Origin of the sequence: Photobacterium sp. J15 (assembly GCF_963870815.1) — a bacterium.
Taxonomy (GTDB): Bacteria; Pseudomonadota; Gammaproteobacteria; order Enterobacterales; family Vibrionaceae; genus Photobacterium; species Photobacterium marinum.
The window spans coordinates 1835257-1846909 of record NZ_CAWMUI010000001.1; the positions used below are offsets into that span (position 1 = coordinate 1835257).

Sequence of the window (11653 nt, forward strand, 5' to 3'; positions counted from 1 at the left end):
AGATTTATGAGCAGTTAACCTTGGGTCAGATACCGCGTTTGGGAGATGAGAATGATTAAAAGGGAACGTTATATGGGAAAAGATCTAACAAATCACAAATCAAAATATGACGATACCAGCTTCGAAGTACCTACAGAAGGACTGACTGATGAACAAAGAACACGCTGCTTGGAAGTGTTCAAGAACTATATCGATGTTCAGAAAAATCATTGTCTCGGTTATCAAGTCAATCAAAGAATGGATTACCAAGAAGATGTGGAGTTCTTTCTCAATTGTCACGTAAACAATGTCGGTGATCCATTTATCAACGGTAACTATACGCTTAGTAGTAAACAGATGGAGAAAGCCGTTCTTAATTATTATGCAAAGCTATGGAATGCAAAAGTTCCCCATGAACCACAAGATATGGAAAGTTTTTGGGGATATGTGTTGTCAATGGGGAGCACAGAAGGGAATTTTTACGGTTTATGGAATGCGAGAGACTATCTGGCCGGAAGAAAGCTTGTTGCTGATGAAGTGCAAGAAAAGCTTAGACATACCAATTATCTTTATCCGAAGTATATTGAAAATAAGCCGCATGCATATGAGCCGGTTGCTTTTTTCTCTCAAGATACGCATTACTCTATTATTAAAGCTCTGCGCGTATTGAATATACCTACTTTTAGTGAAATCGGACACACGGACTATCCTGGTCAGAATCCACTTGCCCCCGATGGTAACTGGCTGAAAAACAAGGAAGTGCCTTCTGTGTACGAAAGTTCTGGGCCAGGTTCAATTGATGTCGATAAATTGGCAATCCTTGTTGAATTTTTTGCAGAGAGAAACTATCCAATTATTATCTGCTGTAACTATGGTTCTACTTTCAAAGGGGCATATGATGATGTTGAAGACATCCAAAATAAATTAATGCCGATATTTGAAAAGTATGGCTTGGTAAACAGAGATGTTAACTACATCGATCTTGATGAAGAAGGCAATGAAATAGTTAAAGTTGATACGCGTAATGGTTACTGGATACATGTGGATGGTGCACTAGGGGCATCTTATATGCCGTTTATTGAAATGGCATATAATAAAAAATTAATAAACCAAAGGGGCCCAATTTTCGACTTCAGGCTTTCTATTGTTAACTCAATAGTAATGAGTGGACACAAATGGCCTGGAGCACCTTGTCCATGTGGAATTTTCATGACAAAAGTTAAGTATCAGCTGTTTCCTCCTGCTGATCCTGAATACATTGCTTCCCCAGATACGACGTTTGCCGGTTCCCGTAATGGTTTTTCTCCTATCATAATGTGGAACTATCTGGCAAAAAATAGTTATGAAACACAGATGCAACAAGCTCTGTATTGTGAAGAACTTACTAGGTATGCAGAAGACCAGTTAAACACTGTAAAAGACTGTCATCCTAATATTGAATTGTTCATAGAGCGGACACCATTGGCGTTGACTATCCGCTTTCGCAAGCCGATCAAACCAATTATTGAGAAATATTCGCTCTCGTGTGAATCGCTTAAGGTTAATGGTGATGTGCGCCATTATGTGCATATTTATATAATGCCATCTACCAGTAGGGAAATTATCGATAAGTTGGTTGATGAGCTTAAACAGGATTGGGCCTTCGAAAACGATGGTGTAAGCATGCTTCTTGATGAACGAAGCAGTCAAATGGATTTACTAATTAAATAGTAGATATAAAACCGTACTTCCTCAGACATTAACAGTGACGGAGTCACATTAATGTCTGAGGTCATGCTATATGAGATATCGATAGTAGGGTAGTTAGGTCTCCTTAAGCCGAGCACACGATTTACAACCAGCCTGATTTCTAACAGGTGTGTAGGCGTTATCTGAGAAGTTAAAACCGATACAACAATCCCACACTAAACAGTCCGGCGCTGGCATCGTAAAAGTTGATATCACTGTCATCTTCAAACCATGAGATGCTTCCGTTGGCTAACCAACCTTCCCAGCCAAATGGTTTGGCATAGAAGCCTGTAAAGCTGGCACCCAACTGGGTACTGTCTGCTTTCTGCCCATATACCGGGTTGGCTTCATCAAAAGACAGGTCTGCAATATACAGGTTGCTGACCAGTCGCCAACGGTTAACAAAATAGATGTAATTAAATCCGAGTGACAGGCTTTCATAAGCCATTGCTCTGCCGTCACTGTCGTGATCGTTATAAGAAATCGCAGGGACTAATCGATGTTTTGGCTCGTCCCAGTCGAAAGTATATTCAGCGGTAACACGGTGGTTATCACCGTTACGATTCAGCAGGGCTCTTTCTGCATCTGAGAAAGCGACAGATGCGCCACTGCGTTCATTGTCGATATCGACATCCCGGTAAGAGTATCGAAGTTCCAGTCCGGTTCCGTATACCTTGCTCCAGATTAAGCGATAACCGTCTGCGCTGCGATCTGTTTTTGTTCTCGGGCTACCGGTCAGAAAAGGATCTTCCCATACCTCGGTTGCTAATGGGGTGTACAATAAACTGGCCCCGAGAATACCAGCACTGCCGATTTCCTGCCTGATCCCGGCCAGGGTAGAGAAATCAAATCGAATGTAGTCTTCAAGTTGGTTACCAAGGAAAATCTGGGTGCGAGTATCTGCAAAGGTATAAGCAAGTTCTGCTGCTATTACAGGTATTGCCGAGCTTTCGCTGTCGGGCTTGTCGTTTACTGAGTTAATGGTGTCGTTACTCAAATCTACTGACCCGAATTTAGCGAGGTTATTAGATTCGACTGTCGTGCCGCCAACTCCGACGTTAACAAATCCGCTAAAGCCGTTTTCTTTCGGAATTGGCTCGATTGCGTAGCTGGTAGGAATACTGCACAAAAGTAACACGAGAAGCAGTTGAGACCGCATAGTGATATCCCATGGTAATGCAGAAATTAAGTTAAAAAATTAGGAGAATTAGGCCCGCTTGTAAATTATCGAAGGTGAGAAAATGCCGCAGAAATGCTCATGAAAGTAGCAGAAGAGCCTTGATGATAGCGCTTTATTCTGATTTTTGATGATGTTATTTAATAGTCAATGCAAGCCTTCAAGATCATCCGGCTGGTAAAGCTTACCGTTAAACGCCACATAAATACCGGGTTGAGCAAGCCGGGCAGCGATAAAAGCAGAGCCCAAGTTAAATCCGGCATCATTGGGGGAGAAGCCGACTAACGGCCACATTGCGCCGGTAAAAATAACAACTTGCTGATGATTATGCGCTAGTAGTGTTTGCAGGCGACGGGCGTTGTCGAACAGGGTAAAGGTGCCATGAGTGATGATGTGTCGGTTGCAGTTACTGAGGCTAATCGCAGTGCTTATTTTTTCAAGATCCTGATGATTGATCTTTCTGCTGTCTTTCATGCAGATTTCGGTTAGTTCAAATTCACTTTCAGGTATTTGACCGAATTTAGTGATGAACTCAGGGATGGCAGTTTGTGGATGGCACAGTGTTGTGCAGGCATCAATGTCATAGTATGAATCAATAGTACCGCCGGTCACGATAATTTGTATTTTTTCCTCGTTGTAGTTTGGGCTCATATCAGACTCCTGAAGGATAAAAGGTGTCGGAAAAAGAACTAAAGTTTACCGATGTCTTTTTGTTCACTATAGCTTCATTATTGTCCTTTCCTGTAACGATTGAGTGTTTAATCAAAGCAAATTAAAGCTAATGGTTTGCGTCTGATTCAAAAATGCATAATGCAAATGCATTCAATTAGTTGATTATGATATAATGGCCGGCTTATTTATCTCTTTGTCAATATTCAGCGTTGCGGTAGGAAACTGGTATGCTGTTAACACCTTCGTTAGCCAGGTTCGTCAACCCATTTCTTGTGGTTGGATTGTGCTTTGGGGGAATATTTTCTTCACAGGCTTCCTTGTTGGATGAATACCTTTTTGAAACGTGGAACAGCCGAGATGGGCTGCCTCATAATAGTATTAATGCAATAAGCCAGACACAAGATGGCTATATGTGGTTTGCAACATGGGAAGGGATCGCCCGTTTTAACGGTCGGGAATTTAAGTTGTTTACCAGGGGGCCGGAAAGCGCGCTGAGTGATTCCGGTTTCCAAACACTTTTTGCTGATTCCGATGGAGGGCTCCTCGTCGGTGATGCCCGTGGTGGTCTGGCTTACAGGAAACCTCATGACTGGCAGCCACTTCCTTCTATCGATAGCCTTGTTAATGCTGTCTTACGCCAACCGGATGGTGGCATTTGGATTGGGTTGAGAGGTGAAGGTCTTATTTTTCGGGCTCATGGCCAAGCTGAAAACCAAGTGATTTTACCTTCAATAACTGTTTACAACCTTTCGTTACGCCGCAATGGTGATGTGCTGGCATCAACCAGCCAGGGGCTGTATCTGATTGCATCAGATAGGATTGAAAATATCAGCCAGTCACTTGGTTTGAAGAATATTCCGGTTTATTCGAGTGTGGAAGATGTGGATGGGCGCATTATTTTTGGTGGAGAAAATGGTGTATGGCGTTATGAAAACGGCAGGCTTTCCCGTATCCATGAAAAGTTAAACAACATTTTCGTTTCCAATATTCTAATTGATAACCACGGCAGTTATTGGCTTGGTACTTTCAACCAGGGCATATTTCGCTTTTCTGATAATAAGGTATTGTCGTTTACAGAGCTTAATGGTGAGCCCTATAACCAGATCTTATCTATTTATCAGGATCGTGAAAGTTCGATTTGGGTTGGTACACATACCGGGCTGATCCGTTTACGCCATACTCCTTTTACCACATGGGATAAAACAAGAGGGCTGGCTGGTGATTATATTCGGACTGTCCTTGCCTTGGATTCTGGTGAAATTATCGTCGGAAGCAGCAAAGGGATGAGTGTAATTAAAAATAAGCAAGTTCGTAATTATTCCCCTTCAGCTTCAAATCAATTGGATGGTGAAACTCTTTCGGTTATAAGTCTGGCTCCCCGACGCAAAGGTGGTGCCTGGGTTGGTTCATTCAATCATGGCTTATTCATTTTCAACAACCAAGAGTTAAAGCACGTGGATCTTCAGGGGCTGCCGTCTAATGCTATTCGCACCATTCTTGAAGACAACCAAGGAAACCTGTGGATTGGTACAACTGCCGGTTTGGTGAAGTATTCCGATGATGGTAAACAGCAATTGTTTACGACAAAGGATGGCCTTCCTGGTGACTATGTTATGGCGCTTAAATTCGATGAGCAGGGACAGCTTTGGGTCGGAACAGGGGCGGGTGTCGGAATTATTAACAACGGTCAGATACGAAGCCTGGATTTGCAGCCGTTTGAGAAAGCTGAGTATGTTTTCGGGTTTTATGCTCAAAAAGATTATATGTGGATGACGACGGATCGTGGGCTTGTCCGTTATCGGTTCTCTGATCAAAAACTCAGTATTATCGGAAAAAAACACGGCCTTCCAATTGATAAGATTTTCCAGGTTATTTCTGATCTGAATGGCTCTTTTTGGCTCACCTCTAATCGCGGTCTCTGGCGGGTTTCGGAAGATGACGTCAATGCTGTTGCCGATGGTTCGAAATCTAATATTAATTTCGAGCATTATAATGAGCTGGATGGGATGGCAACGGCTCAGCTTAATGGTGGCTCAAACCCGACAGCAGCTATCGATTCTTCTGGTCAGTTATGGTTTGCGACGGCGAAAGGTGTTGCGTGTACCCATCCGCAACGTTTTAAACAACTTGTGTCGCCAAAGTTTCCGACCGTTATCGAAGGTGTTCAGAGTGGTCAGTCATGGTTAAACTTAGCTGATAAAGCGCTTACAGTTTTACCAGCAGGAAGCCAACGGATGACATTTGATTTCGTTGGTCTTGGTTATATTTCCTCTCAACATATACGGTATCGCACTAAACTTGAGGGGCTTGATTCAGGCTGGATTGAAAGAAATACACAATCTTTTGCTGAGTATACAAACCTTGCTCCCGGCGATTATCGTTTTGTTGTGAACGCATATTACCCTTATCACTCAAATGAGATAAATCAGGCTAGTTTTTCTTTTCGTATTCTTCCCCATTGGTGGCAAAGACAGGGAGTCCAGATTGGCTTTGCTTTATTGCTCTTTCTGTTTATGACGCTGTCAGTCAAATGGCGGTTGCGCCGTCTTAGGAAGTCTGAGCTGAAACTGAAGTTTGAAGTTGAGCAAAAAACTCGGGCTTTGCAAATGCAGGCATCGGCTTTTGAGAAACAGGCAAGAGAAGATCAGTTAACCGGTTTATACAACCGTCGTGCTTTTAATGAATGGGCTAACCATGTGATTTCAACGTCCGGTACTCATAAGGCACTCTCGGTTGTGATGCTGGATATCGATCACTTCAAGGTTATTAATGACACATATACTCATTTAGTTGGTGATCAGGTTTTACGGATTGTTGCTAAGGCGCTAGTTAAACTCGGCCACAATGATTGCTTTATTGCTCGCTGGGGTGGGGAAGAGTTCGTTATCGGTATTGTTGGTTGGCAGCCTGATGACGTGAAATCGCTATGTCGGAAAATTAACGTATTAATAAAAGGCCAGGATTATAGTCCGGTTGCAGAAAATTTATCTGTGACGATGAGTATCGGTATCGTGAATGCAGATACATCCTGTGATTTCGAATACCTTCTTCGTTGCGCCGATGATGCATTGTATGAAGTTAAGAAATCAGGGCGTGACGGGCTTTTGGTTTATTCATCTGGTGAGTTAATTCAGCAGGTTGATTAGCGAGGAAACAGGGGTTAAAAGGCTACGATAACATAGCCTTTTTCAAAATCTTATAGACGGCAAATATCTGGTGGAAGGGTACTTTCAGCACTTTTCATCAATACTTCACAACATGAAAAGAATGAATTACTAGCTTCAAGGAACGAAAGATGATCGAATACAGAAAATTAGAGGATGTTAATCCCGATGCCTTTATCCCAATATTGAATGAGAAGAAATTAAGATCGCATTTAATCGAACATGAACTGTTTGATGCTGTATTCATCAGGCAATGGATTGCAGACAAAATCAAAATTGATAATCAGCCCGGATGTTATGTAAGGGCTGTGTATATTAATGGGCAGCTTGCCGGGTGGTGCGGTATTCAGGAAGATATTGGTTGTAACGAGATAGGGGTAATACTTTCGGAGCAGTTCTGGGGCTACGGAGTCAGGATATTTCACCACTTAGTTGATGTTGCCAGAAGTTGTGGGCATAAAGAAGTGGTATTGAATCTGCTCAGTACCCGTCGTGAGTATCAGTTCTTGGATAAGATTGCCCAAAGAGTTGAAACTCGAGAGGTGTTCGGTGGCATATTTACGTCTTACTATCTTTCTTTGGAACAATAGCTAGTGTGCTTTTGTCGATAAAGCGATCACTGATAGCGACCGCTTTTGTTATTTGTAGAATCAGAGAGCGGTTAACAAATTATTACCACATATCCCATTCTGCATTTTCTGCTTCCTCTTCAACGTCATCAGGCAGCTCACTGAAGAAATCCAGGTTAGTTAGCTCTTCAACTTGATCAACGGTGACAATGAACGAAGGTAGTTCACTAGCGGATACTTTGCGGTGAGGAACAATGAAGGCAATAGCTTCATTGTAGGCTGGGTCAAGAATCACTTTGTAGAAGCGGCTCGGGATATAAATGCCATTTCCTATGTAAGTTTCATTACCATCCCAGATCGGGCCTGATACAACGTATAGCTCGTTATAGGTGTTAGCCCATTCACGGACTTTCTCTTCAAGTGCTTTCCAGCCGCCACGGTTAAAGCCAGGTAACTGCGGTGCCATGTTGGTCATCAGAAAGCTTTGTTGCATCGACTGTTGGGTGAAGTCCATGGTGCCGGAAGGAGCCAGGTGGCCTCTGTCATAGCCTGTTTTGGAATAGTCGCTGCTGGTTACACGGAAGGATGAAGGTACATCTTTATCGGAACGAAAGCTATTTGAGCGTTCATAAAAAGCATTTACGCTCTCTTTAGTGATGTGATAGGCAACCCAGTCAGAGACTTTGTTCTGGTAGTTATATCCGACAGCGTATCCATCTCGACAAAGAATTTGATCACTTTCACCCGGTGTTCCTTGTTCAAGGTGCTGGTGGCAAACAGCGGCTGATGCGGTAGCCGACAGGCTCAGACCCAGTATGGCAATTAAAACTTTTTTCATGGTCTTTTTTCCAGTGTTTTGTTGTATATGAAGCTGGGTGGATGATATTCCTGTTATCAATAGGAATGTATTGATAAATAAGTGAATTGTGATGAGAGTGATTTTTTGCATGCCAAGAGTGGGATGGAAAGCGCTTTATCAACAAAATTAGTAACTTATATTCGATGAAAGTGGCTTATTCGACAGTTTGGAGCATTATGCCTAGACTGTTGTTCATAAAGCCTTGCTCTCCTTTTTCCTTCCAGCAGGTAACTTCTTATGGCTGAGCATCACCCCAAAATCCCTAGTGAAGATGAGTTAAAAAAATTACCGCCTGATGGTGGGGGATACTGGAATCGGTTGGTGTTTGAACAAAGTCCATATCTACTGCAACATGCGGCTAATCCTGTCGATTGGTATCCCTGGAGTGATGAAGCTTTTGAGAAAGCGAAGACCGAAGATAAGCCGATCTTTCTTTCGATAGGCTATGCGACTTGTCATTGGTGCCATGTGATGGAGCGAGAGTCGTTTGAGGATGCGGAAGTTGCGGCTTTGCTCAATCGGGATTTTGTTGCCATCAAGGTCGACAGAGAAGAGAGGCCGGATATCGATCAACTCCATATGGCAGCTTGTCAATCTATGACCGGAGGGGGAGGCTGGCCGCTGAATTGTGTCCTTACACCTCAAGGGCAGGTTTTTTATGCGACTACTTATTTGCCTAAACGAGGTCAGTACGGACGACCAGGTATGATGGAACTGGTTCCGAGTGTAGCTCGTGCATGGCAGCAACAGCGTGAGGTTCTTCTTAATGGCGCTGATCAGCTCAATAATCAGCTTCAGGCGTTAAGTGGCCTTCCGGCAGCTGGCGTCCTTGATGAAAAAATTGAGCATCAGGCGTATAGATGGTTTGAGCAAACCTTCGATGCAGAGCATGGTGGTTTTGGTGATGCACCAAAGTTCCCGCTTCCACATCAGTACCTCTTCCTGCTTCGTTATTGGTACCAAACCGGTAATGATCATGCTTTGATGATGGTGAAAAAATCACTTTTAGCAATGCGATTGGGTGGGCTGTTTGATCATATCGGTTACGGCTTTCATCGCTACAGCACTGACAATCGCTGGTTAGTGCCTCATTTTGAAAAGATGCTTTACGATCAGGCCTTGATGTTGATGGCCTATAGCGAAGTTTACGCTGCTACAGAGGATGATTTTTACAAACAGACAGCAGAAGAGGTTGTCGAATATCTGAAATTAAGGATGCTACATCCTGATGGTGGATTCTACAGTGCTGAAGATGCTGACAGCGAGGGCGAAGAAGGGAAATTTTATATCTGGCGTTATGAAGAGCTTAAAGAAGTCTTGACGCAGGACGAACTGACGTGGCTTGAACGTGACTTCTGTGTATTTCCTAAGGGGAATTATATCGATGAAGCCAGTGGCAGAATGACTGGCGCGAACATTCTGCACCTTTCTGAGTATTTTGTAGCAACTACGGATAATGACGATAGAGAAAAGGTAATATCTAAAACCTGGCGGACAGAGTGGCAGGTGATTCGCAACAAGCTTTATCAGCATCGAGAAAAACGAGAGCATCCACTGCTGGATGATAAGGTGTTATCCGATTGGAATGGCTTGGCTATTGCCGCTTTAGCACGGTGTTCGCTGTTACTTGACTGTCGTGATGGTTTAGAGATGGCGCACAATGCGTTTGATTTTATAAGGCAGAATTTAGTGGATGAGAATGGTTTTCTTATCAAGCGATACCGTAACGGTCATGCTGGATTGCCTGCTCATCTTGATGATTATGCAAGCCTTATCTGGGCCGCATTAGAGCTTCATCAGGCCACGCTGAATAACGACTATCTGAAGCAAGCATTGGAGTGGACTGAAATAGCCATTGATAAATTCTGGGACGATGAAAGTCACGGTTTTTACTTTACCGAGGCCAATACAGAGTTGGCTGTTCGGGCAAAAGAGATTTATGACGGCGCGGAACCATCAGGAAATGCAATGATGGCTCGTAATCTTGCTTTTTTATATCGGCTTACCGGTGAAACCTGTTGGCAGACGAGATTTAATCAATTGATAGCTGCCTTTGCTCCTCAGGCTAATCGCTATCCAGCGGGATACACTGTGTTGCTGACAGCCGTAGAGTTAATGAAAAGCCCCGGTCAGCACTTGTTGTTGTCGGGAAGGGGTATAACAGCAGATATCCTCAATCCACTAAAGGGGCAGTATTTGCCTGATACGGTCTGGTTAACTGCTGCTGGTAGAGATGGCGACAAAGACAGAGATCAGGAAGGGAAAGGCTCTGCCGAATCCGAGTTATTTTCAACAAAATTTCCCGCAGATAAGCAGGTGATGTGTTTGTGCCTGGGCACTGCTTGTGAGTTACCGATAATAGGGAGAGCTAATATCCTGGCAAGGTTAATAAGGTTGGTGGCAGAGGATCGCAGTTAAGGTAATTTAGATCTCGGACGATTGGTTTCTGGTAAAGATGAGATAGATAAGAGCTAAGAAAGGACTGGATCAAAAAGAGCGTCCGGAGACGCTCTTAAAAATTCTTACGTTAAAAATCTAAATTAGATCTTTTCAACGTTAGCAGCTTGAGGACCTTTCTGACCTTCTTCGATGTCGAAAGATACTTTCTGGCCTTCAGCTAGAGATTTGAAGCCGTCACCAGCGATAGCACGGAAGTGAACGAATACGTCAGCGCCGCCGTTGTCCTGAGTGATGAAACCAAAACCTTTCTCGTCGTTAAACCACTTAACGATACCAGTTGCTTTAGACATGTGATGTCTCCTGAAATATATTGAATCTAACGCAAAAGCGTACTTAAGCCATGATAATGAATTACTTATGGACAAAAGAATTGAAGCTCTTCAGGACATCGACACTTTGCAAAGTGGTGTAACGAAGTTTTCTCTTACAATTTGTAGCATAAATAGGACTGCATTACAGGCCGAGGAGTATTAGGCCACAAGGGGGACAGTAGAGCAAGCAAATATGAGACTTTTTAGCTATTTATGTCGAAAAATGTGAGTTTTGTGGCAGTTGGATGAAGAACAATCTTTGTTATTAACAACGAGTTAGTGATGAAATCAAAGGTTTTTGCCTAAAAAATAAAATTTTATAAAGATTTTGTATGGAAAGAAAAAGGGCCATTTTGGCCCTTTATGTGTATAGCTAGCTAGAAGTGGCTTACACCTTTTCTACATTAGCCGCTTGTAGCCCTTTCGGACCTTGCTCGGTATCAAACTGTACTTTCTGACCTTCTGATAGCGTTTTAAAACCGTCGCCAGCAATAGCTCGGAAATGTACGAATACGTCGGCACCGCCGTTATCTTGAGTGATAAAACCGAAACCCTTTTCTTCATTGAACCACTTAACGGTACCTGTTGCTTTAGACATACTGTCTCCTGAATATCCACATCAACATTAACGCCAATAACTATTTAACTTTGGTGACAAATGTAACAGGTTCCTTCAAAACAACATCCTTTGAGCAAGGGCCGGTGAAGAAGTACATTGTTCACATTGTTGCATC

At 43.1% G+C, this 11653-nt stretch carries 9 protein-coding genes; 4 read left to right on the forward strand and 5 right to left on the reverse strand.

The genetic code is table 11. The features are described 5' to 3' along the window. Positions 1-72: 72 nt before the first annotated feature. Positions 73-1689 carry a pyridoxal-dependent decarboxylase gene (locus AACQ93_RS08530; protein WP_064603973.1) on the forward strand — a complete coding sequence of 539 codons (1617 nt, stop codon included), beginning with the start codon at positions 73-75 and terminating at the stop codon, positions 1687-1689. 169 nt (positions 1690-1858) lie between these two features. Here the strand turns inward: AACQ93_RS08530 and AACQ93_RS08535 are convergent, their stop codons facing one another. Both AACQ93_RS08535 and AACQ93_RS08540 read right to left on the reverse strand, forming a co-directional pair. Next, positions 1859-2866, reverse strand: a complete 1008-nt coding sequence (locus AACQ93_RS08535) for a DUF2860 domain-containing protein (RefSeq protein ID WP_064603976.1) — start codon at positions 2864-2866, stop codon at positions 1859-1861. 165 nt (positions 2867-3031) lie between these two features. Then, positions 3032-3535 (reverse strand): asparaginase domain-containing protein, encoded by a 504-nt coding sequence (locus AACQ93_RS08540; protein ID WP_064603978.1) that lies wholly within the window; start codon positions 3533-3535, stop codon positions 3032-3034. A gap of 248 nt (positions 3536-3783) precedes the next feature. On the opposite strand from AACQ93_RS08540, the gene AACQ93_RS08545 reads away from it, so the two are divergent. Beyond that, on the forward strand, positions 3784-6702 hold the full coding sequence (locus tag AACQ93_RS08545; RefSeq protein WP_064603980.1) for a ligand-binding sensor domain-containing diguanylate cyclase: 2919 nt from the start codon (positions 3784-3786) through the stop codon (positions 6700-6702). A 149-nt stretch (positions 6703-6851) separates the two neighbouring features. Further along, a complete protein-coding gene (locus tag AACQ93_RS08550; RefSeq protein ID WP_064603982.1) occupies positions 6852-7310 on the forward strand; it encodes a GNAT family N-acetyltransferase in 459 nt (152 codons plus the stop codon). An 82-nt stretch (positions 7311-7392) separates the two neighbouring features. Here the strand turns inward: AACQ93_RS08550 and AACQ93_RS08555 are convergent, their stop codons facing one another. Continuing rightward, positions 7393-8127 (reverse strand): DNA/RNA non-specific endonuclease, encoded by a 735-nt coding sequence (locus AACQ93_RS08555; RefSeq protein ID WP_064603985.1) that lies wholly within the window; start codon positions 8125-8127, stop codon positions 7393-7395. 258 nt (positions 8128-8385) lie between these two features. Between AACQ93_RS08555 and AACQ93_RS08560 the strand changes: the two genes are divergently transcribed. Continuing rightward, positions 8386-10566: a thioredoxin domain-containing protein gene (locus AACQ93_RS08560; RefSeq protein ID WP_064603987.1), complete on the forward strand. Its 2181-nt coding sequence runs from the start codon at positions 8386-8388 to the stop codon at positions 10564-10566. 122 nt (positions 10567-10688) lie between these two features. Here the strand turns inward: AACQ93_RS08560 and cspE (AACQ93_RS08565) are convergent, their stop codons facing one another. Together cspE (AACQ93_RS08565) and cspE (AACQ93_RS08570) are read right to left on the reverse strand one after the other, a co-directional pair. Next, positions 10689-10898, reverse strand: a complete 210-nt coding sequence (cspE, locus tag AACQ93_RS08565; RefSeq protein ID WP_064603988.1) for a transcription antiterminator/RNA stability regulator CspE — start codon at positions 10896-10898, stop codon at positions 10689-10691. A gap of 409 nt (positions 10899-11307) precedes the next feature. Then, a complete protein-coding gene (gene cspE / locus AACQ93_RS08570; RefSeq protein WP_007467980.1) occupies positions 11308-11517 on the reverse strand; it encodes a transcription antiterminator/RNA stability regulator CspE in 210 nt (69 codons plus the stop codon). Positions 11518-11653 lie beyond the last annotated feature (136 nt).

Bases quoted from the DNA above. Each gene is read 5' to 3' on its own strand.
- AACQ93_RS08530 (WP_064603973.1), top strand. From the start codon at position 73: ATGGGAAAAGATCTAACAAATCACAAATCAAAATATGACGATACCAGC.
- AACQ93_RS08535 (WP_064603976.1), bottom strand. From the start codon at position 2,866: ATGCGGTCTCAACTGCTTCTCGTGTTACTTTTGTGCAGTATTCCTACC.
- AACQ93_RS08540 (WP_064603978.1), bottom strand. From the start codon at position 3,535: ATGAGCCCAAACTACAACGAGGAAAAAATACAAATTATCGTGACCGGC.
- AACQ93_RS08545 (WP_064603980.1), top strand. From the start codon at position 3,784: ATGCTGTTAACACCTTCGTTAGCCAGGTTCGTCAACCCATTTCTTGTG.
- AACQ93_RS08550 (WP_064603982.1), top strand. From the start codon at position 6,852: ATGATCGAATACAGAAAATTAGAGGATGTTAATCCCGATGCCTTTATC.
- AACQ93_RS08555 (WP_064603985.1), bottom strand. From the start codon at position 8,127: ATGAAAAAAGTTTTAATTGCCATACTGGGTCTGAGCCTGTCGGCTACC.
- AACQ93_RS08560 (WP_064603987.1), top strand. From the start codon at position 8,386: ATGGCTGAGCATCACCCCAAAATCCCTAGTGAAGATGAGTTAAAAAAA.
- cspE (WP_064603988.1), bottom strand. From the start codon at position 10,898: ATGTCTAAAGCAACTGGTATCGTTAAGTGGTTTAACGACGAGAAAGGT.
- cspE (WP_007467980.1), bottom strand. From the start codon at position 11,517: ATGTCTAAAGCAACAGGTACCGTTAAGTGGTTCAATGAAGAAAAGGGT.